The 20,788-nt window shown below is 71.9% G+C and carries 22 protein-coding genes; 10 read left to right on the forward strand and 12 right to left on the reverse strand.

Annotated elements, in window-relative coordinates:
- Positions 1–70: 70 nt before the first annotated feature.
- On the reverse strand, positions 71–1,438 hold the full coding sequence (locus ACWC94_RS17600) for an FAD-binding protein (RefSeq protein ID WP_450797443.1): 1,368 nt from the start codon (positions 1,436–1,438) through the stop codon (positions 71–73).
- Between the two features lie 116 nt (positions 1,439–1,554).
- Here ACWC94_RS17600 and ACWC94_RS17605 point away from each other — a divergent pair, with 116 nt between their 5' ends.
- Positions 1,555–2,475, forward strand: a complete 921-nt coding sequence (locus ACWC94_RS17605; protein ID WP_450797444.1) for a YihY/virulence factor BrkB family protein — start codon at positions 1,555–1,557, stop codon at positions 2,473–2,475.
- On the opposite strand, the gene ACWC94_RS17610 is transcribed toward ACWC94_RS17605, so the two are convergent.
- A complete protein-coding gene (locus ACWC94_RS17610) occupies positions 2,423–3,646 on the reverse strand; it encodes a D-alanyl-D-alanine carboxypeptidase family protein (protein WP_450797446.1) in 1,224 nt (407 codons plus the stop codon). The two genes, ACWC94_RS17605 and ACWC94_RS17610, sit on opposite strands and share 53 nt — an antisense overlap.
- Positions 3,647–3,737: 91 nt before the next feature.
- Between ACWC94_RS17610 and ACWC94_RS17615 the strand changes: the two genes are divergently transcribed.
- Together ACWC94_RS17615 and ACWC94_RS17620 are read left to right on the forward strand one after the other, a co-directional pair.
- Entirely contained in the window at positions 3,738–3,977 is a 240-nt protein-coding gene (locus tag ACWC94_RS17615) for an SCO4848 family membrane protein (protein WP_404049563.1), read from the forward strand.
- A 209-nt stretch (positions 3,978–4,186) separates the two neighbouring features.
- Positions 4,187–5,743, forward strand: coding sequence for an ABC transporter substrate-binding protein (locus ACWC94_RS17620; protein WP_450797448.1), 1,557 nt, complete (start codon positions 4,187–4,189; stop codon positions 5,741–5,743).
- A 17-nt stretch (positions 5,744–5,760) separates the two neighbouring features.
- On the opposite strand, the gene ACWC94_RS17625 is transcribed toward ACWC94_RS17620, so the two are convergent.
- From ACWC94_RS17625 to ACWC94_RS17670, 10 genes are all read right to left on the reverse strand, one after another.
- Positions 5,761–6,510, reverse strand: a complete 750-nt coding sequence (locus tag ACWC94_RS17625) for a TetR family transcriptional regulator (RefSeq protein ID WP_450797449.1) — start codon at positions 6,508–6,510, stop codon at positions 5,761–5,763.
- A gap of 32 nt (positions 6,511–6,542) precedes the next feature.
- Positions 6,543–7,055 carry a thiol-disulfide oxidoreductase DCC family protein gene (locus tag ACWC94_RS17630; protein WP_450797480.1) on the reverse strand — a complete coding sequence of 171 codons (513 nt, stop codon included), beginning with the start codon at positions 7,053–7,055 and terminating at the stop codon, positions 6,543–6,545.
- Between the two features lie 5 nt (positions 7,056–7,060).
- Positions 7,061–7,465 carry a hypothetical protein gene (locus tag ACWC94_RS17635; protein ID WP_450797450.1) on the reverse strand — a complete coding sequence of 135 codons (405 nt, stop codon included), beginning with the start codon at positions 7,463–7,465 and terminating at the stop codon, positions 7,061–7,063.
- A gap of 96 nt (positions 7,466–7,561) precedes the next feature.
- Complete coding sequence (locus tag ACWC94_RS17640; protein WP_450797451.1) at positions 7,562–7,972, reverse strand: VOC family protein; 411 nt, start codon at positions 7,970–7,972, stop codon at positions 7,562–7,564.
- A gap of 90 nt (positions 7,973–8,062) precedes the next feature.
- Positions 8,063–9,427: an FG-GAP and VCBS repeat-containing protein gene (locus ACWC94_RS17645; RefSeq protein ID WP_450797452.1), complete on the reverse strand. Its 1,365-nt coding sequence runs from the start codon at positions 9,425–9,427 to the stop codon at positions 8,063–8,065.
- A gap of 121 nt (positions 9,428–9,548) precedes the next feature.
- On the reverse strand, positions 9,549–10,328 hold the full coding sequence (locus ACWC94_RS17650; RefSeq protein WP_450797454.1) for a succinate dehydrogenase iron-sulfur subunit: 780 nt from the start codon (positions 10,326–10,328) through the stop codon (positions 9,549–9,551).
- Entirely contained in the window at positions 10,328–12,082 is a 1,755-nt protein-coding gene (gene sdhA, locus ACWC94_RS17655; protein ID WP_450797455.1) for a succinate dehydrogenase flavoprotein subunit, read from the reverse strand. The genes ACWC94_RS17650 and sdhA overlap by 1 nt, the downstream gene beginning before the upstream one ends.
- 19 nt (positions 12,083–12,101) lie before the next feature.
- Positions 12,102–12,584, reverse strand: a complete 483-nt coding sequence (locus ACWC94_RS17660; RefSeq protein WP_450797456.1) for a succinate dehydrogenase hydrophobic membrane anchor subunit — start codon at positions 12,582–12,584, stop codon at positions 12,102–12,104.
- Between the two features lie 5 nt (positions 12,585–12,589).
- Positions 12,590–12,970, reverse strand: a complete 381-nt coding sequence (gene sdhC, locus ACWC94_RS17665; protein ID WP_037685290.1) for a succinate dehydrogenase, cytochrome b556 subunit — start codon at positions 12,968–12,970, stop codon at positions 12,590–12,592.
- A gap of 192 nt (positions 12,971–13,162) precedes the next feature.
- Entirely contained in the window at positions 13,163–13,711 is a 549-nt protein-coding gene (locus tag ACWC94_RS17670) for a 2-oxo-4-hydroxy-4-carboxy-5-ureidoimidazoline decarboxylase (RefSeq protein ID WP_450797457.1), read from the reverse strand.
- Between the two features lie 154 nt (positions 13,712–13,865).
- On the opposite strand from ACWC94_RS17670, the gene ACWC94_RS17675 reads away from it, so the two are divergent.
- From ACWC94_RS17675 to ACWC94_RS17705, 7 genes are all read left to right on the forward strand, one after another.
- Positions 13,866–15,530: a beta-N-acetylhexosaminidase gene (locus ACWC94_RS17675; protein WP_450797458.1), complete on the forward strand. Its 1,665-nt coding sequence runs from the start codon at positions 13,866–13,868 to the stop codon at positions 15,528–15,530.
- Between the two features lie 92 nt (positions 15,531–15,622).
- A complete protein-coding gene (locus tag ACWC94_RS17680) occupies positions 15,623–16,180 on the forward strand; it encodes a hypothetical protein (protein ID WP_450797459.1) in 558 nt (185 codons plus the stop codon).
- Positions 16,181–16,408: 228 nt separating this feature from the next.
- On the forward strand, positions 16,409–16,795 hold the full coding sequence (locus ACWC94_RS17685; RefSeq protein ID WP_450797460.1) for a hypothetical protein: 387 nt from the start codon (positions 16,409–16,411) through the stop codon (positions 16,793–16,795).
- Positions 16,796–17,028: 233 nt separating this feature from the next.
- Positions 17,029–17,661, forward strand: coding sequence for an RNA polymerase sigma factor (locus ACWC94_RS17690; protein ID WP_450797461.1), 633 nt, complete (start codon positions 17,029–17,031; stop codon positions 17,659–17,661).
- A gap of 111 nt (positions 17,662–17,772) precedes the next feature.
- Complete coding sequence (locus ACWC94_RS17695; RefSeq protein ID WP_450797463.1) at positions 17,773–18,570, forward strand: hypothetical protein; 798 nt, start codon at positions 17,773–17,775, stop codon at positions 18,568–18,570.
- Between the two features lie 302 nt (positions 18,571–18,872).
- Positions 18,873–19,535: an RNA polymerase sigma factor gene (locus tag ACWC94_RS17700; RefSeq protein ID WP_450797464.1), complete on the forward strand. Its 663-nt coding sequence runs from the start codon at positions 18,873–18,875 to the stop codon at positions 19,533–19,535.
- Entirely contained in the window at positions 19,535–20,623 is a 1,089-nt protein-coding gene (locus ACWC94_RS17705; protein ID WP_450797465.1) for a hypothetical protein, read from the forward strand. The genes ACWC94_RS17700 and ACWC94_RS17705 overlap by 1 nt, the downstream gene beginning before the upstream one ends.
- Positions 20,624–20,788: the final 165 nt, after the last annotated feature.

Consider the following 20,788-nt stretch of genomic DNA (forward strand, 5'->3'; position numbering starts at 1 on the left):
CGGAGGGCGGCCCTGCGGCGTCAGGTGCGTGCATGGCGTCGCGGGGCAGACGGGAGTGTGACGGCAGGGCCTAGAGGCCGAGCCGGCGGGCGAGGTCGGAGACGAACACTCCGCGCGGGTCCAGCCGGGTGCGCAGGGCGCGGAAGTCGGCCGCGCGCGGGTACATGGTGGTGAGCAGGCCGGGGCGGAGCCGCGCGTCCCCGGCGAGGCGGATGCGGCCGCCGGCCGCGGCGATCTCCTCGTCGAGGCCGGCGAGGAGGGCCGCGAGTCCGGGCAGCGCGGCCGGGACGTCCAGGGCGAGGGCCCAGCCGGGCAGCGGGAAGGAGAGCCAGCCGGCGTCCGCGTCCCCGAGGGGCTGGAGGACGGCGTGGAAGGACGGGCAGCGGTGCGCGGCGAGGCGCCGCACGATCCGGTGCAGGGTTTCCTGCCGGCCGTGGCCGACGGCGAACTCGTAGCGCACACAGCCGGCGCGGCCGTGCGGGCGATTCCCGAACGCGCCGTACGCGAGGGTGTCCGCGGGGCCGAACGCGGCGGACAGGCGCCGCAGTTGGCCGGTACGCGCGCGTGGTGGCGCCGTACGGTACCGGATCCCGCCCAGCAGGCCGGCGGCGGTGCGGCCGAGGAGGCCGCCGGGGGCGAGGGCGGGGGCAAGGGCGGGGACGAGGGAGTGGACGAGGCCGGGGGCGGTCGGGAGGAGACGGGGGCGGTGGGACAGCGGATGCCGCCACGCGCGCGTGCCCGTGCGGAGGCCGTCGAGCGGCGTGTGGTCGGCGCGGGTGAGGACGGCGCGTCCGGTGGCCGCGCCCCGGGCCATGAGGTCGATCCGGGCGGCGCGGTAGCGCGTGCGGTGGCCGTCGGCGGTCAGGCGGGTCATCAGGTCGTCGAGGTCGGTGGCGCGTTCGGTGGCGACCGTCAGGTACGCCGTCTGCACCGGCAGCAGCCGGATCGTGGCCGTGAGGATCACCCCGGTCAGGCCCATGCCGCCGGCGGTCGCCTCGAACAGCTCGGTGCCCGGTGTGACCGCGTGGACCTCGCCGTCGGCGGTGAGCAGCTCCAGGGAGAGCACATGGCGGGAGAAGGACCCGGAGACGTGGTGGCCGGCGCCGTGGATGTCGGCGCCGATCGCCCCGCCGACGGTCACGGGGCCGACGGCGGGGGCGACCGGCAGGAACCAGCCGAGGGGGAGCAGGAGTTCGGTCAGGCGGTGCAGCGGGACACCGGCGCCGCACAGGACGATGCCCTCGTCGGCGTCGACGACGTGGACGCGGTCGAGGCCGGTCGTGTCGAGGACGGTGCCGCCGGCGTTGCGCGCCGCGTCCCCGTACGCCCGTTGCGGACCGCCGCGGGCGACGGCGCCGCCCGCCCCGCAGGCGCGGACGGCTGCCGCGGCCTCCTCGTACGTCCGCGGACGGATGACGGAAACCGTGTCTCCAGGCATGTCGGTGACCGTATCGCCCCGGTATCGGTAGTTAGTTACGGAACATTCGCCCGCTCCACACAATGGGGGATTAGTGGGATGTCATACGAGCGTGCCGGCGGGGGCAGGGACGGATCATGGACTGGCTGAAGAGACTCCCCGGCATCGGGCCGGTCGTCACGCGCCTGACGGCCACGCACGCGTGGCGCTGCTACGAACGGCTGGACCGGGTGAAGTGGTCGCGCCTGGCCGCCGCCATGACGTTCGTCAGCTTCGTGGCGCTGTTCCCGCTGCTGACCCTGGCCGCCGCGATCAGCGCCGCTACGCTCAGCCCGGAGCGGCAGCGGACCGTCCAGACCCAGATCGCCGAGCAGTTCCCCGGTGTCGTCTCGGACCAGCTGGACCTCACCTCGCTCGTCCACAACGCCGGCACCGTCGGCGTCATCGCGGGCGCCGTGCTGCTCTTCACCGGCATCGGCTGGGTCGGGCGGGTGCGGGACTGCCTGCGCGCGGTGTGGGAGCTGCCGGACCAGCAGCAGAACCCGGTGATGGCCAAGGTCAAGGACGCCGGCATCCTCCTCGGCCTCGGCGGCGCCCTGCTCGTCACCCTCGCCGCGTCCACCCTCGCCTCGGCCGCCGTCGGCCTGGTCTCGCGCCAGCTCGGCCTGGCCGAGCACGGCTGGGGAAGTGTGCTGCTGCGGATCGCGGCGTTCGCCGTCGCCGCGCTGGCCGACTTCCTGGTCCTGCTCTACGTCCTGACCCTGCTGCCCGGGGTCGAGCCGCCGCGCCGCCGCCTGCTGGTGGCCGCGCTGCTCGGCGCGGTCGGCTTCGAGCTGCTGAAGCTTCTGCTCAGCGGCTATATCCAGGGGGTGGCCGCGAAGAGCATGTACGGCGCGTTCGGCGTGCCCGTGGCGCTGCTGCTGTGGATCAACTTCACCGCGAGACTCGTCCTGTTCTGCGCCTCCTGGACGGCGACGCGGAGTGCGGAGGCCGAACCCGCCGAGGTCACGGACGGGTGCGGCGGCGCATCAGGTCCGGCAGTGGCCACCGGCGGTTGATCAGGAACGCCGCGCCCGCGAGCAGCACCAGCGCTCCGCCCGTGAGGGCCACGGCGGTGCCGACGCCGCGGGAGCCCGCGCTGGCACCGGCCACCGGCCTGGTGCCGGAGCCGCCGGTCCCCGTGGACGGTCCGGCGGAGGCGCCGGACGGCGCGGGGCTCGGCACGGCGGCCTTCGGCGGCACCAGCTCACCCACCGCGTTGACCTTGCCCGCCGCCTGGAAGCCCCAGTCGAACAGACGTGCGGCTTCCTTGTAGACCTCGTTGTGCTCGTGCTTCTGCGGATTCATCACCGTGACCAGCAGCACCTTGCCGTTCCGCTCGGCGACGCCGGTGAACGTGGCGCCCGCGTTGGTGGTGTTGCCGTTCTTCACGCCGGCGATGCCCTGGTAGACGGGCACGTCGGTGTCGCCGCTCAGCAGCCGGTTGGTGTTGCGGATCTCACGGGACTCGAACTTCGCGCTGACGGTCGAGCAGTAGTCGCGGAAGTCCTTCTTCTGCAGCCCGGACCGGGCGAACAGCGTCAGGTCGTACGCCGACGACAGCTGTCCCGGCTCGTCGTAGCCGTCCGGGGAGACGACGTGTGTGTCCAGGGCCTGGAGCTCGTCGGCGTGGTTCTGCATGTCCCTGACGGTCTGCGCGACGCCGTCGTTCATCGCGGACAGCACGTGCACGGCGTCGTTGCCCGAGCGCAGGAAGACACCGAGCCACAGGTCGTGGACGGTGTAGGTGTGGTTCTCCTCTATGCCGACCACGCTGGAGCCGACGCCCACGCCCGCGAGGTCGGCCGGCGCCACCTTGTGCTCCATGGTCCTGGGAAACCTGGGCAGCAGGGTGTCCGCGAACAGCATCTTCAGCGTGCTGGCCGGGGGCAGCCGCCAGTGCGCGTTGTGCGCGGCGAGCACCTCGCCGGACTCGGCGTCGGAGACGATCCAGGAGCGGGCGGTGAGGTCCTTCGGCAGTACGGGGACACCCGGGGCCAGGTTCACCTGCGTGCCGGGCTGCCCGAGCCGCTCCCCGCCCACGGTGGACATGCGGGCCGGGGGTGTCGCCGACGGACTCGTCGACGGGGTCGGGGCGGCGAGAGCGGCGGGGGCGGTGGCGGACAGGGACAGCAGTGTGGCGGAGGTGACCAGCAGGGAACGCCGGCCGGTCTTCTTCGGTGCGGGCACGGTCGAGAACGTACCTTTTGTCGGCCGTGAAGTCCCATGACCCAGGTCACCCCCGACGGGGAACCGGACGGCGGGCGGTGATACTGGTGCCATGAAGCTCAGCCGCCCGGTCTCCTGGTTCCTGCTCGCTTTCGGGGTGTGGTCCTGGGTCATCTGGGTCACTTTCGTCAAGAACCTGGTCAAGGACAGCAGCGGGCTCGCCTTCGACGACGGCCACCCGACCGCGTACTTCTGGGTGCACCTGCTGCTGGCGGTCGTTTCCTTCGTATTGGGGACGGTCGTCGGAGTCATCGGGTTGCGCGGCCTGCGCGCACTGCGCCGGACGTCATAGCGCCCGGCCGGCGGGACCGCTCCCACGCCTGTGAAGGCCCTGTGAAACCAGGCGGAAACAACGCCTCGGTAAGTTCTTGCACATCTGGTCAGAAAGCCCTTCCCCCGGTTGAAACAGGTGTGGTTAGGTGAGCCGCGTCACTTAGGGGAGTGGCGCAATCGTGCTGGCCAGGGGTAGGGCCTTGTGAAGGGCCTGGGGAGGGCACCACCATGCGATCTGTTCGCATGCGCGTTCTCGTGGCACTGATCGTGCTCGCGGTCGTGGGAATCGGCGGCTGGCAGCTGCTGCCGTCGCAGGACGAGGACAGGACCATCGCGGTCGGTACGACCGACGCCGTCACGGACCTCGACCCGGCCGGTGCCTACGACGCCGGTTCCTGGGCGCTGTTCAGCAATGTCTTCCAGTCGCTGCTGACGTTCGAGCCGGGCGATGTCGAGCCGGTCCCGGACGCGGCGAAGAGCTGTGCCTTCCAGGGCAGCGGCCTGCGGACGTACCAGTGCTCACTGCGGCCCGGGATCACCTTCCCGAGCGGGCGCGCGATGACGGCCGAGGACGTGAAGTACTCCTTCGACCGCGTCAAGAAGATCAACTCCGATGTCGGACCGTCGTCGCTGTTCTCCACCCTCGCCTCGGTGACCGCCGACGACGCGACGACCGTCACCTTCCACCTGACGTCCGCCGACGCCACCTTCCCGCTGAAGGTCGCCACGGGCGCCGGGTCGATCGTGGACAAGGACAGCTACCCGGCCGACTCCCTGCGCACCGGCACCGGGGTCGACGGCACGGGCCCGTACACCCTGGCCTCGTACACCAAGGGCCGGCAGGCCGACCTGAGGCCGAACGGGCGGTACAAGGGCTGTCTCGGCGGCACCGGCCGCCCGATCGAGCTGCGCTACTACGCCGACTCGGCGAAACTCGACAGCGCCTGGAAGGCGGGTGAGGTGGACGTCGCCACCCGGGACCTGCCGCCGCACGTGCTCTCCCGGCTCAACCCGAGCGACCCCAAGCAGCGCGTCACCGAGTCCGACAGTTCCGAGACCCGCAACCTGTACCTCAACACCCGCGCGACCTCCCCGCTGCACGACGTACGGGTGCGCCGCGCGATGGCCTGGCTGGTCGACCGCGAGAAGCTGGCCGCGACGGTCTACGAGGGCACGGTCGACCCGCTGTACTCGCTGATCCCGACCGGCATCACCGGCCACACCACCTCCTTCTTCGACGACTACCCGAAGCAGAGCGTGCAGAAGGCGCGTGAACTGCTCACCCAGGCCGGGGTGAGCCTGCCGGTGCGCTTCACCCTCGGCTACGGCAGGAACCGGGGCGCGGGCGAGGAGGAGGCCGCGGCGCTGAAGAAGCAGCTGGAGGCGGGCGGCCTGTTCAAGGTGGACGTCCAGGGGTACGAGTGGACCGACTTCCAGAAGCGCTGGGCCGCCGGGAGGATGGACGCGTGGGCGGTCGGCTGGGTGGCCGACTATCCGGACCCGGACACCTTCGGCGCCGCGCTCGTCGGCACCGGCTCCACCATGAGCACCGGGTACAGCAACAAGCTGGTCGACCATCTCATCCTGGACAGCCAGCAGTACGCCGACCGCAGCCGGGCCGCGAGCGACTTCAAGGACATCCAGGCGGACGTCGCCCAGGACGTCCCGCTGATCCCGCTGTGGCAGCACAAGGAGTACGTGGTCGGCACCGAGGACGTGGGCGGCAGCCAGTACCTGGACGACGGCACGGGCGTGTTCCGCCTGTGGCGCCTGAACTGGATCTGACCGGGCTCACACCGGGGTCACCCCTCGTCCTCGCGCCCTTTGGTCCGCGGGTCCGGCAGCGCCTTCGTCATGCCGGGCAGGAAGTCCGTGAACAGTTCATGGACCTCCAGGACCAGGGGGCGCAGCACACGGAAGCGGGCGAGCGCCACTCCGCGGGCCGTCAGCCGGGCGCCGCGGCGGGCCAGCCGGTAGCTGCGCTCGCGGCCCTCGGTACGGTCGAAGATCCAGTACAGGACCAGCCCCATCTGGGAGAGCCACAGCAACTCCGGGAGGATGTCCCGCAGTTCGGGGGCGACCTTGGACTTGGAGCCGGCCAGCACCTCCCGGTGGACGCTGATGGCCTGCTCCCGGGCGTGCTCGCTCTCCGGTGAGAAGGGGCTGAGCGGGCTGTCGGGGTCGGCGGCGTTCTTGAAGAACTGCACCGCGAACTCGTGGTACGGCCGGGCGATGTCGAGCCAGCGGGTCAGCACGCCGGCGAGCCGCGCCTCCAGGTCGGTCTCCCGGTCCAGGATCTCGCGGACCGCCGCCTGGTGCTCGGCGGCGATCCGGTCGTAGAAGCCCTGGATCAGGTGTTCCTTGCCCTCGAAGTAGTAGTAGGCGTTGCCGACGGAGACCCCGGCCTCCTTGGCGATGGCCCGCATGGTGGTCTTGTCGTACCCGCGCTCCTGGAACAACCGCATCGCGGTCTCCAGGATCAGCGCGCGGGTCTGCTCGGACTTGCTGCTGGGGGAGCCGGCCGTCTGGGGACCGTCGTTCTTCGCGGGCACGGTACAAGAGCCTAACGAGTGCGCCGCAAGCGCTAGCCGGTGGCGCAGGAACCGTCGGAGCAGGGCGGCGGGTGGTGGGTCCACCCCGTGCTCGGGTGGTACGCCCAGCCGTCCGCCCTCCGGTACGTCTGCCCGCCCCACTGCGAGCCACCTCCCTGCGAGGCGCGCCACTTCGCCGCCGCGAGCACGGCCCCGCGGGCGAGCCGGACGCCGGCCGGGGTGCTCAGCCGGTGGGCGAGGGGGCGGTGCTCGCGCAGGGCCCACAGGACGACGATCCAGGCGCGGGCGCCCCGGTAGACCTGGCCGGAGTCGCCGACGACGGTGACCTCGTCGAGGGCGGCCGGGTGGTGGAGTCCGGGGAAGCGGGCCCGGGCCCGGTCCGAGGCCGCCGGCAGCAGTTCCAGCGGCACCAGCTGCGGCTGCCGTGCCAGCCAGTCGCGCAGATGGGTGCACAGGCCGCACTCGGCGTCGTACAGGACGGTCAGCCCGCGGACCGGGACGCCCCCCGTGACGCCCCGGTCCTGTGCGGTGGTCGTGCCGGTCACGGCGGTCACGCCCCGGCCGTGGGGGCGATCCACTCCTGCAGGGTGACCGGAGGCAGCTGCTCGCGCTCCATGACCCCGCGCCGGCGGATGCGGTTGAGGACGTACACGTTGCCCAGGTGCATGACGCCGAGGACCAGCAGGACCACGCCCAGCTTGGTCGACAGGGCCTCGAAGACGCCGCGGGTGTCCTCGATCGTCTTGTCCCCGCTCAGGTACAGCGCCACGAAGCCGAGGTTGACCAGGTAGAAGCCGACGACCAGGAGGTGGTTGACGGCTTCCGCCAGCTTTTCGTCGCGCAGTACGTCAGCGAGGAAGACCCGGCCGTTACGGCTGAGCGTGCGGGCCACCCAGACGGTCAGCCCGATGCTGACGACCAGGTAGATGACGTAGGCGATGACGGTGCGGTCCATGCCCCACCCCTTCTTGAACGCGTTCAAAACGCTGACAGGGATGACTGTAGACCTGTTTTTGAACATGTTCAACTCAAGGGTGGAGCCGAGCGGGACTCAGTAACGGCGGCCCAGTTCCGGGCGCTTGGTGTAGTCCGTGAACCCGAGGACGTTGCCCCAGGGGTCGGCGATCTCCACGGTCCAGCCGGTGGCCACCCGGAACACCTCGTCCAGCGGGGCGATACCGGCCGCGGCCAGCCGCCGTGCCGCCGCCCGCGCGTCCGGCACCTCCAGCCAGATCCGCGGCGAGGGCCACGGCGGCGTCCGGTGTCCCAGGGCCTCCTCGGCGCGCAGCAGGATCCCGGGTGTCTCCCCGCCGACCCTCATCAGTGCGATTCCGGCCTCCTCGAACCGGAACCCCACGGCGAACCCGGCCCGCTCGTAGAAGTCCACGGCGTCGCCGAGGTCGCCGACGGGGAGCAGCACGTTGTCGAAGCCGAGCAGTTCGTACGACTCTTCGTCTGACATGTCGTCAGATTAAGAGTCCGGGTGCCCGGATGCGAGGAGCCCCACCGGAGCGACTCCGATGGGGCTCTGCGGTGGACCCGGCAGCCGTGTCTACTGCGGGAAGTCCGGGTCCAGGTCGGTCTGCGACGCGCCGCTGGTGGTGATGCCGGACGCGGTCGCGCGCAGCAGCAGGCCGGCGCGGTAGAGGTCGCCGGACACCAGCAGGTCCGCGTCGCCGTCCCGGTCGAAGTCGCGCAGCCGGACGAACAGACCGACCCGCTCGTCCTCCGCGGCGCTGCCCGGCACGCCCGCCGAGGCCCGGGTGAACCACTGCGAGCCGGTACCGGTCAGACCACTCCTGCCGCCCCGCAGGACGTGCACACCACCCGCGTTGTGGACCGAGCCGGCCTCCTCCTCGGGCACGCCGACAGCGAGGTCCGGGTAGCCGTCGCGGTTGGTGTCGCCGGCGGAGAGGGAGTAGCCGAACCAGTCGTTCGCGGTGGCCGCGGTCGCCACGCCGGGGGTGGACTGGGACAGGCGGTAGGAGGTGGTCGGGCCGCTCGCACCGCCACGCAGCACCAGCACGGACCCGGCGCCCTTGTTGTACGGCTTGTCGCTGACGGCCAGGTCCCCGTAGCCGTTCTTGTCGAAGTCGGCGATCACCCCGGTCGAGGAGAAGTCCGCCTGCGAGGCGTTGTACGTCGTGTACGTGCCGCGCTTGATGGTGGAGCCGCCCTGCACGAACCAGGCGGCCTGGGTCATCCTGCCGTTCTTGTAACCCTGGCCGATCACATAGAGATCGGTGGCCTTGTCCTGGTTCACCTTGCCGGCGACGATCGCGGTCGGCTCCAGCACCTCGGCGCCGCTGGGGCTGACCTCCAGCCCGGTGACGCCGCCCGTCGTACCGGACTGCGAGAAGCCGCCCCGGTACACGAAGAGGGTGCCCGTGACGTCGGTGACGGCCAGGTCCGGCTTTCCGTCGCCGTTGAAGTCACCGGAGGCGAGGGCCGCACCGAACGCGGTCGTGGACCTGGCCGGGATGCGCGTGGCCTTCGCACCGAGGCCCGCCCTGGCGCCCCACAGGATGGTGACCGCGCCCGCCCCGGCCTTCGTGCCGACCTTCTCGCTGCGGTCGGCGACGGCGAGGTCGGCGTATCCGTCGAGGTTGAAGTCGGCGTTCGCCACCTGGTCGCCGAACCCGTCGGCGTACCCCCCGGCGTCGCCGGCCTTGCCCGGGATGTTGGGGCTGTCCTGCGTGAACCGGACCGTCTTCGGACCCGGCCCGGTCGCCGTGCCGTAGGTGACGGTGACCTCACCGCCCCAGCCGGACGCGTAGTCCCGGTAGCCGTCGCCGTTGAAGTCGTCGGCGTACTTGGCGGGAGCAGCCGCCGCCGAACCGGCCGTGAGCGCGAGCGCCCCGCCGGTCAGTGAGAGAGCCGTGGCCGTCGCCACGGCGAGCCTTCGGTACGTGCGCATGTATCTCCTTGATCGCGTACACACAGGAGACACACGGCGGTACGGGAGAGTTGTACGGCGAGGGCCCCGCCCCGGTGCGCGACCGGAGACGGGGCCCGAGGTGCCGCAGGCGAACGGCGGATCAGTAGCGACGCGTGATCAGCGCGCGCTTCACTTCCTGGATCGCCTTGGTGACCTCGATACCGCGCGGGCAGGCGTCCGTGCAGTTGAAGGTCGTACGGCAACGCCACACGCCGTCACGGTCGTTGAGGATCTCCAGGCGCTGCTCGCCCGCCTCGTCACGGCTGTCGAAGATGAAGCGGTGGGCGTTCACGATCGCGGCCGGGCCGAAGTACTGGCCGTCGTTCCAGAACACCGGGCAGGACGACGTGCACGCGGCGCACAGGATGCACTTGGTGGTGTCGTCGAAGCGCTCGCGGTCCTCGGCGGACTGCAGCCGCTCCCGCGTCGGCTCGTTCGTGTCCTTGGTGACCAGGAACGGCATGACGTCCCGGTACGCCTGGAAGAACGGCTCCATGTCCACGACCAGGTCCTTCAGGACCGTCAGGCCCTTGATGGGCTCGATCGTGATCGGCTTCTCGGGGTTGATGTCCTTGATCAGCGTCTTGCAGGCAAGGCGGTTCTTGCCGTTGATCCGCATCGCGTCCGAGCCGCAGATGCCGTGCGCGCACGAGCGGCGGAAGGTGAGGGTGCCGTCGACGTCCCACTTGATCTTGTGGAGGCCGTCGAGGACACGCTCCTTCGGGTCGATCTCCAGCTGGAAGTCTTCCCAGGCCGCCTCCGCCGAGACCTCCGGGTTGAACCGGCGGACCCGGAAGGTGACCGTGATGTAGGGGGAGTCGGCGAATCCGGGCTCGGGCCGGCCGGCCGCCTCATCCTTGTCCAGAACGGGGGTTGCCATCAGTACTTACGCTCCATCGGCTGGTAGCGGGTCTGGACGACCGGCTTGTAGTCGAGACGGACGGTTTCCGAGCCGTCGGCGCCGACCTCGCGGTACGCCATGGTGTGGCGCATGAAGTTGACGTCGTCGCGGTTCGGGTAGTCCTCGCGGTAGTGACCGCCGCGGGACTCCTTGCGGGCCAGGGCGGACACCGCCATGACCTCGGCCAGGTCGAGCAGGTTGCCCAGCTCGATCGCCTCGAGGAGGTCCGTGTTGAACCGCTTGCCCTTGTCCTGGATCGCCACGTTCTTGTAGCGCTCGCGCAGCTCGGCGATCTTCTCGACCGCCGTCTTGATCGTCTGCTCGGTGCGGAACACCATGACGTTGGCGTCCATGGTCTCCTGCAGCTCACGACGCAGGGTGGCCACCCGCTCGTTGCCGGTGGAGGTGCGCAGCCGCTCGATCTGCTCGACGACCAGGGACTCCGGGTTCTCCGGCAGCTCGACGAAGTCGGCCTTGGCCGAGTACTCGGCGGCGGCGATGCCCGCGCGGCGGCCGAAGACGTTGATGTCCAGCAGCGAGTTGGTGCCGAGGCGGTTGGCGCCGTGCACGGAGACACAGGCGACCTCGCCGGCCGCGTACAGACCCGGGACGACGGTGGTGTTGTCCGCCAGGACCTCACCCTCGACGTTCGTCGGGATACCGCCCATCGCGTAGTGCGCGGTCGGCTGGATCGGGATCGGGTCCGTGTACGGCTCGATACCGAGGTAGGTCCGCGCGAACTCGGTGATGTCCGGCAGCTTGGCGTCCAGCTGCTCCGGCGGCAGGTGGGTGAGGTCGAGGTAGACGTGGTCGCCCTCGGGGCCGCAGCCGCGGCCCTCGCGGATCTCGGTGTAGATGGAGCGGGACACGACGTCACGGGACGCCAGGTCCTTCATGACGGGAGCGTACTTCTCCATGAAGCGCTCGCCGTCCTTGTTGCGCAGGATGCCGCCCTCGCCGCGGGCACCCTCGGTGAGCAGGATGCCCATGCGCCAGATGCCGGTCGGGTGGAACTGGAAGAACTCCATGTCCTCCAGCGGCAGACCCCGGCGGTAGACGGCGGCCTGGCCGTCACCGGTGAGGGTGTGCGCGTTGGAGGTCACCTTGAAGAACTTGCCGGTGCCGCCGGAGGCGTAGATGACGGCCTTCGCCTGGAAGATGTGGATCTCACCGGTGGCCAGCTCGTAGGCGACGACACCGGCCGAGTGCTTGACGCCGTCGACCTCGGTGATCAGCTGGTCCAGGACGTAGAACTCGTTGAAGAACTCCACGCCCTCCTTGACGCAGTTCTGGTACAGCGTCTGGAGGATCATGTGGCCGGTGCGGTCCGCGGCGTAGCAGGACCGGCGGACCGGGGCCTCGCCGTGGTTGCGGCTGTGACCGCCGAAGCGGCGCTGGTCGATCGTGCCGTCCTTGGTGCGGTTGAACGGCAGGCCCATCTTCTCCAGGTCGAGGACGGCGTCGATGGCCTCCTTCGCCAGGATCTCGGCGGCGTCCTGGTCGACCAGGTAGTCACCGCCCTTGACCGTGTCGAAGGTGTGCCACTCCCAGTTGTCCTCCTCCACGTTGGCCAGCGCGGCGGCCATGCCGCCCTGCGCGGCGCCCGTGTGGGAGCGGGTGGGGTACAGCTTGGTCAGCACGGCGGTGCGGCTGCGCTTCGTCGCCTCGATGGCGGCGCGCATGCCCGCGCCACCGGCGCCGACGATGACGGTGTCGTACTTGTGGATCTTCATGATTCTCGCAGCCCCGTGCCTAGCGGATGTTCGGGTCGAAGGTGAAGATCACCAGCGTGCCCAGCAGGATGGTCCACACCGTGGCGGTGTACAGCAGGGCCTTCAGCCACATGCGGGAGGCGGCGCGCTCCGCGTAGTCGTTGATGACCGTGCGCAGGCCGTTGGCGCCGTGCAGCATCGCGAGCCACAGCATCAGCAGGTCCCAGACCTGCCACCACGGGGAGGCCCAGCGGCCGGCCACGAAGGCGAAGCCGATCTTGGAGACACCGCCGTCCAGCACGAGCTGGATCAGCAGGTGGCCGAGGACCAGGACGACCAGCACGATGCCGGACAGGCGCATGAACAGCCAGGCCGCCAGCTCGAAGTTGCCCCGGGTCGACTTCGGGGACTTCTTGGTGCGCTTGCGCGGCGCCTCGATCAGCGGGGCCGGGTTGTCGACGTCGTAGACCGCGGGGCCCTCGACGGGGCCGACGCCGGACGCGGTGGTTTCAGTGGTGGACATCGGCGTCAGCTCCCAAAGAGAACGCGGGCGGCGTGGCCGAGGACCGGGTAGACGGCGCCGAGCATCAGCACGATCCAGACGCCCATCACGGTCCAGAACATCTGCTTCTGGTAGCGCGGGCCCTTCGACCAGAAGTCGACGGCGATGACGCGCAGGCCGTTGAGCGCGTGGAAGAGGATGGCGGCGACGAGGCCGTACTCCAGCAGCGCGACGATCGGCGTCTTGTACGTGGCTACGACCTTGTCGTAGTCCTCGGGGGAGACACGCACGAGAGCGGTGTCCAGCACGTGAACGAACAGGAAGAAGAAGATGAGGACGCCGGTGACTCGGTGAGCCACCCAGGACCACATTCCTTCCCGGCCGCGGTACAGCGTTCCAGCCGGCACGGAAGAACCCTCCGGGAGCGGGGACTAGGGCCGCGCCGGCTTCGGTGTCGGTCGGGCCCGGCCGGGTACGGTCCACCGGCCCCCAGCATCGTAGCGAGACGCTGCGCTGTGCCTTACGGGGGGCCTCCCGGTGTGATCAAACTGGCACCGGATGGGTTAGGGGCCGTACGGCTGCCGGGGTGGTGTGAGCGGTTATGTGCCGTGTGCGGGTGCGTTGTAGCTGGTCGCGCAGTTCCCCGCGCCCCCGAGGCAGGTGTGCAGCCTGCCTCGGGCGAGGCGCCGGAGTTCCTCTGCCGCGATCACCCGCTCCTCCTCCGGATCGTTCGTCAATCGTGATCGAATCGCCTCCAGGATGCGGTCGATGGCCTCGTCCGGGTGGGTGTCGCCCAGGTAGATGACGAACGCATGTCCGAATCGGGCCTCGTACGCCGCGTGGGCCGCGCTCAGCGCCATGTGGGCCGCCGAGTACATGCCCTCGGGCAGGTCGGGAAGCGACTCGCCCGCCAGGGCCTCTGCCAGATCCGCCGGCGACAGGTCGTACGCCGCCTCGTCCGCCGCCGCCAGGAGGGAGTCCAGGTCGGGGTAGGGGCGGTGGTCCGCGATGCGATGGGACCAGCGCAGGCTGCCCAGGCAGTGCAGCAGGAGGGCGCGGGCCTCGTCGCCGGGGGCGGCGTTGAAGGCGTCGAGGGGCCTGGGGAGACAGGGCAGACGGTGGGCGGGCAGCGTGGGTCCTCGCGTCACATGTGGCGTGGCAGGGGATGCTGTGAAAGGTGTGTCGTCAGGTTATCGAGAGTGGTCACTGTGTGTCCCTGCGATGCCTGAAATTCACCCGGACGGGAGAGTTTCAGGACACCTCGATGACGAAGGAAGCCCCGATCGGTCGTACGTTGGCAGGGTGACCCAGCACAGGCGCCGTGCCTCGGCGCAGCAGGTGATACGTAATCGGGCCGTGGTGGCCGCCGCGTTCCTCGGGACCGTCGCGCTCGGCACGGGCGTCGGCGTGTGGGCCTCCAGCGGGGGCGGCGGGCAGCCGGAAGGGGGTGCGCGGCAGCAGCAGTCGTCGTCCGGCCGGGTGGCCGGCAGCGCCTCCAGGCCAGCGGCCACCCCCTCGGCGAGTCCGCGGCCCAGCCGGTCCTATCCGCTGTCGCAGGCGCCGCGCACGATACCCGCGGTGCGCTCGCACACTCCGGCGCGCGGGCCCGGCTGGCAGCCGCGGAAGGCGGACCGGGTGGTGATCAGCGACGGGGCGCTGGCCGACGAGGGGCGGCTGATAGCCGGGGAGCTGGGGATCGGCTACGCGGGCCAGAAGGACGACGTGCGGGCGGGCGACGTCCGGCTCGCGCTCGGCGGCGGGGGCGGGAACCAGGAGTCGTACACGATGACCGTCCGCGACGGGCGGGTGGACATCAGCGGTCCCGGTGAGGCCGGTGTCTTCTACGGCACCCGCACGCTGAAGCAGGAGGTCCACGGCGGCGGTACGGCGCCGGAGGGGGTCGTGCGGGACGAGCCCGCCAAGCCGAGGCGCGGGTTCATGCTGGACATCGCGCGCAAACCGTACTCGGAGTCCTGGATCGAGGACCGAATACGGGAGCTGGGGGACCTGAAGTTCAACGAGCTGGGGCTGCACTTCTCCGACGACCAGGCCTTCCGCATCGAGTCCAGCAGCCATCCCGAGATCGTCTCCCCGGACCATCTGACCAAGGCGCAGGTCAAGCGGATCGTGGACCTGGCGAACAGCCGGCACGTCACCGTCGTTCCCGAGATCGACTCGCCCGGGCACCTGGGCGCCGTCCTCGCCGCCCACCCCGACCTGCAGCTGCGCAACGCGAGCGGGGTCGCCACCAGGGGCGCGATCGACATCTCCAAGCCGGCTTCCGCGAAGATCGTCGACGATCTGCTGAACGAGTACGCGGGGCTGTTCCCCGGTGACCAGTGGCACCTCGGCGGCGACGAGTACCAGGCGCTGACCGTGAAGAACGCGCAGGCCTCCTATCCGCAGCTGGCCGCCGCCGCCCGGCAGAAGTACGGCTCCGGCGGCACCGTCGCCGACCTCGCCACCGGCTGGCTGAACGACCGCGCCGCCACCGTCCGCGCCCACGGCAGGACCATGCGGGCCTGGAACGACGGCTTCTACCGCCAGGCCTCCGTACAGGCCGCGAAGGACCTCCAGGTCGCCTACTGGACCGGCAAGGAGATCGGCGCCCGGCAGCCCGTGGAGTACCTGAGCGCGGGGCGGAAGGTGCTCAACTACAACGACGAGTTCCTCTACTACGTCCTCGGCCAGCCGCAGACCTTCGTCTACCCGACCGGGCAGCGGATCTACGAGCAGTGGAACCCGCGGGTGCTGCGCGGTACGACCGCGGTACCGGCGAGCTACGACGGGCAGATCCTCGGCGGCTCGTTCGCGGTGTGGTCCGACTTCCCGAACGCGCAGACGCAGGCGCAGGTCGCGGCCGGGATCCGGATGCCGCTGCGGGCCACCGCGCAGAAGCTGTGGGACCCCGGCAGGCCCGCGCTGTCGTGGACCGACTTCCGCGGTCTCGCGGACCGGCTCGGCTGAGGACATCTGCTGTGACACTCCCGCGCCGTTGCACGCAGTAAGGGGAAGTGCGGGCTCCGTATGGGGCGGCGCCCTGGCAAGGGAGACATTTCATGAGCCTGGTGGAACTGATCGCACAGGCCGACGAACGCGGACTGGCCGCCAGCGGGCTGGCTTGTCTGGACCGGTGCCTGCCTCTGCTCGGCGCCGACGACGAGCTGCTGCGGCCCCTGTGGGCGAGCCTCGCCGACGGTTCCGGCTGGGATACGAACCTGGAGAAGGCCCGGGAGGCGCTCGGCGTGGAGGAGGCCGGCGACGACGAGGTCGCGCGGCTGGTCCGCCGGATGCTGCAGGCGGCTCCGGCCGAGCGCACCACCGACGCGGTGCGGCCCTGGGCCGACGCGTGCTCGGTCGCCTCCCTGCGGATACACCGGCTGCTGGATCCGGCGGCGGACGGTACGGCGGCGGGGGACGGGCTGGATGCCGGGCGCGCCGGAGACACGGCCGACCTGCCTCCGCTGGTCGCGGCGGAGCTGCGCCGGCAGACGGCGGTGCTGGAACTTCTCGCCGAGCACGGACCGCATGGCCTGCGCCGCGCGCTGGACCTGTCGATCGAGGGGCGCCGGGTACTGCGGGCCGTGGTGTCGCGGCGGGCCCGCACCGGGGCGTGAGCGCCCCGCGGGCGGCGCGGGGAACCACGCGGGCGGCCACCGCGGACCCGCGGGCGCGCACGGTCCGGTGCGACCCTGCGCACGGGCGCTCAAACGCCCTGGCTGCGTGAGTCGTGTAAGCATCCTGCGGGGGGCCTGGGCCGGTTCCGCGACGGTTGGCGAAACGCCTCCGGACCCGGTGACGCCGATGCCGGACGGATCGCTTTTCCCTATGTGACAGCCCAGTACGTGACAGCACAGCAGGAGACCAGGCCGCACGCAGCGGCGAAGCCCGCGCGGTGGGCCGCGGACACCGTGGCGACGATGCGCGAGGGCGCCCGGGTACGGCTCGACTACTCGGCGCAGAGCCTGTGGCGGGTCGACCGGATGATCGAGGAGATAAGCCGCGAGGGCCCTCCGTACGCCGCCGTCGAGAGCGTGCTGCGCGGCTTCGGTGCCTACGCCGGTGAGGTGATCGTCCGCCAGACCGGCGCCGAGTGGTGGGCGGCCGGCGGCGACCACTGGGTGCGGACCCCTGACGGCAGGCTCTGGGACCCCCTCGACGAGGCCCGCCGCGTCTACGGCGGCAGCGGCTCGCTGCGCCTGCTGTGCCGGGACGCGACCGGCTCCCGCTGACCGGCCGGGGCCCGCACGCGCGGCGGGCCCCGGCCGGGGAGCGTCACGGCGTCGATGCGCGCCCGGGGCCGCGCCGGTCGGCGTACCGAGGGCCGGCCGGTGCCACGGACGCTGTGACATTTCTGTGCGGCGCGGCGCTGATCATCGTGGAGGGCGGAGACACGGCCTGAGCGTGTCGGACCGTGAGGGACGAGCCACGCAGTGGCCATGAGCTCGGCACGAACGAGGATGTCTTGGGCCAAGGAGGGCAACCCCGGCGCCCGCAGCCGCGGGACGGGGAGCTGGGCGAGGCCGTCGCGCGCGCCCAGCAGGGCGACGAGACCGCCTTCGCGGTGGCCTACCGGATCGTGCAGCCCGGCCTGCTGGGCTATCTCCGCGGCCTCGTCGGCGAGGACGCGGAGGACGTGGCCGCCGACGCCTGGCTGGAGATAGCCCGCGACCTCGGCCGGTTCAAGGGCGACGGCGCCGGCTTCCGCGGCTGGACCGCGACCATCGCCCGGTACCGCGCCCTCGACCAGCTGCGCCGGCGACGGGTACGGCCCCGGGCCACGCCGCTGGAACAGGACGCGCTGGAGCTGCCCGGCCGGCACAGCACCCACGACGAGGCCCTGGAGTCGCTGTCCACGCAACAGGCGCTGGAGCTGGTGCGCGGACTGCCGCGCGACCAGGCCGAGGCGGTGCTGCTGCGGGTGGTCGTCGGCCTCGACGGCCCGGCCGCCGCGCGCGTCCTCGGCAAGCGCCCCGGCGCCGTCCGCACGGCCGCGCACCGCGGGCTGAAGCGTCTCGCCCGGCACCTGGGCACCGGGGGTGCGACCGGCGCGGGAGTGACGGACGACGGCCCCCGGACCCTGGGTGGGTCGATGTGAACGGCGTTGTTCGTGAGCCGTACGGATACGTGAGAGCCGTCGGCCCTGGGGCCCGTGCGTGCCACGGGGGGCCGCCGGTCTCCGGCGCGCCGGACGAGGACGGAAACAGGCATGGGTGAACGGCACGACGGCTACGGGTCCTTCGGGCGCCGGCGCGCGGACCCCGGCGGCACCCTCTCCGTACCCCGGCGCGACGAGGGGCATCTCGCCGACTCCGGATTCGGGGCACGGCTCGGTGCCGTCCTGCGCGCCGGCGGCACGGACCCCGAGGCCGAGCGCCGGGCCGTGGCCGCCTTCCGCGCCGCCCGCGAGACGGGGCTGCCCCGTCCGCGTACCCGGCGCCGGGACGACTGGCGGCCCGCCGCGCCGCGCCGCGGGTGGCGGCTCTCGGTGAGGGCCACGCTCTCGGTGGCGCTCGCGAGCCTCGCGCTGGGCGGTGTCGCCTTCGCGGCGATCGGCTCCGCCGGGTCCGGCACGGACTCCCGCCCGGACACCCCGCGGTCGCCGCGCCCGACGACGAGCACCTCGCACGGCCCGTCCGCTCCCGCCGGGTCCCCCGGCCTGCGGTCCGCAGGCCCGCCCGGCCGGCCGGACCGTCCGGCCACCGCCCGGGACACCGTGGCCCACTGCCGTACCTACGAGCGGGCCGGGGAACGGGGCGGTGCCCTGGACTCGACGGCCTGGCAGCGGCTCGTCACGGCGGCGGGCGGCGAGGACGAGGTCGGGGCCTACTGCGCGGCCCAGGTGGCCCCTGCTCCCCAGAAACACGGGAGTCCGGGGAGCCAGGGGAAGAAGAGCGGCGAAAGCGCCGACGACGGCGACGATTCGGTACGCAAGACCGCCGGGAAGAAGCAGAACGGCACAGAGGTCGCCCACCGGCCCCGTCTTCGACGCGCCGGAAGCGCGTGATCCCGGCCTGGGCACAGCCCGCGTCGCCGTGGGTCACGAGGTGTGCCGGAGCGAACGGCCGGGGCCGCCACCCCCCACAGGAGAGGCCCCGGCCGTCGCGCGAACGGACCGCGCGCGGCCCGTACTTCCTACAGCGCCGGGAGTGGGTTTTCTGTCACACCCCGCCCCCGTCCACCCTCACCCTGCGCACATCCGCACTCGGTCACGAGTTAGTTGCATCTTCTATCGACATGGACGAGGAGCGGTTTCACGCCGTAACGTGCCTTTCGCGCCGACCGGCAACAAGGCGTAAAGGGAGTACGGTGCTGGGGGACGACGCGGAACTGACCGCCGCGGTGCGTGCGGCACAGGACGGAGACGAGACCGCGTTCCGTACGGTGTACCGCTCCGTGCAGCCACGGCTGCTCGGATACGTACGGACACTGGTCGGGGATCCGGACGCCGAGGACGTCGCGTCCGAGGCCTGGCTGCAGATCGCCCGCGACCTGGACCGGTTCAGCGGGGACGCCGACCGTTTCCGCGGCTGGGCCGCGCGGATCGCCCGTAACCGGGCTCTGGACCACATACGCATGCGCGGCCGCCGCCCCGCCATAGGCGGCGACGAGACGGAGCTGACCGGCCGGGCCGCCGAGGCCGACACGGCCGGCGAGGCCATCGAGGCCCTGGCCACCGACAGCACCCTCTCCCTCATCGCACGGCTCCCGCAGGACCAGGCCGAGGCGGTCGTCCTGCGGGTCGTCGTCGGCCTCGACGCGAAGAGCGCCGCCGAGACCCTCGGCAAACGCGCCGGTGCCGTGCGCACCGCGGCGCACCGCGGCCTGAAGCGGCTCGCGGAGCTGCTCGGCGAGGATCCGGAATCGGCGGGCGTGCTCGACGCGCTCCCGCCCCAGCGAGAACCGCGCGGCCGCGCGGTGTCGTCCGCAACTGTGACGCATACGCGTGCGCGGACGCAGAAGGACATGTGATGGCCGACGAGCAGGACAAGTGGCTGAACCGTGAGACCGCGGAACGCCTGCTGCGCGGTGAGTCCCTGGAAGCCGTCGACGCCTCCGCCCGTGACCAGGCCGAACGTCTCTCCCGGGCACTCGGCGCGCTGGCCGCGGAGGCGGCTCCCGCCACCGGTGAGCTCCCCGGCGAACAGGCCGCCCTGGCCGCGTTCCGCAAGGTCCGCGAGGCCGCCGGGGCCGAACGGACCGCCCCCACCACCGCCGGCGCCATCTCCCGCCGGCCCGTGCCCGGCGCCGACGCGGGCCTCATCCGCATCGGCACCCCGGGCCGTACCGGAACCCCGGCCCGCCGGCCCCGCTGGGGCCGCCCGGTGCGCCTGGCGCTCGCCGCCGTGGTGGCCGCGGGCACGCTCGGGGGTGTCGCCATGGCCGCCGGGAGCGGGATGCTGCGTACGCCGTTCGGGCCCGAGAAGCACGGCCCCGCCGTCTCCGTCTCCGCCGACGCGACCTCCGCGTCGCCCTTCGCCCCGGTCCCGGATCCGGGCACCTCGCGCACGACTCAGGGTCCGGGCGCGCCGGGCGGCAGCCAGGGCGCGCACCCGGGCGGCGGCTCCAGCGAGGCCGCGGGACCGCACGACCGCACGGGCGGGAGCCACGCCCCGGGCACCGGTGAGCCCTCCGGCACCCCAGGGCGCCGGTGGAAGGACGCGGCCGCTGCCTGCCGGGACCTCCGGGACGGCAGGCAACTGGAGGCCGGCCGCCGGCGCGCGCTGGAGAACCTCGCGGGCGGCAGCGCACGGGTGAGCCGGTACTGCAAGGTCGTCCTGTCCGTCGCCGACCTGGCCGACGGCTCGAAAAGCGGCGACAGCGGGAAGGCCGAGGGCACCGGCCGGGGCGGCGCGAAGACCGGCGGCGGGGGCAAGGGCGGGGGCCAGGACAAGGGCGCGGGCGACGACGACGGCCACCCCGGCCGGGGTCGCCCCGGTCATCCGGGCAAGGGTGGCGGCGGTCACCCCGGCAAGGGCGGTGCCGGTGCCACGGCCCGGCACGGTGACGCCGCCGTGTCCGTTCCAGCCCCGAAGCCGGCCTCGGACAAACACCTCTGACCTGCGGTTTCGTGGTTCGCGAAAATTTCTTCGCGCAAGGTGTGACGTTTTCGGAGCCCGGGACGCAGTACTGAGTGAGCCGACTGGTCATCGGCCGTCGCACTGAGCCGGGGTTCCCCCCGTACCCACGGCTCGTGCACCTGGCGCGGGCGGGACACGTTCCCC

The organism is Streptomyces sp. NPDC001135 (assembly GCF_053598395.1).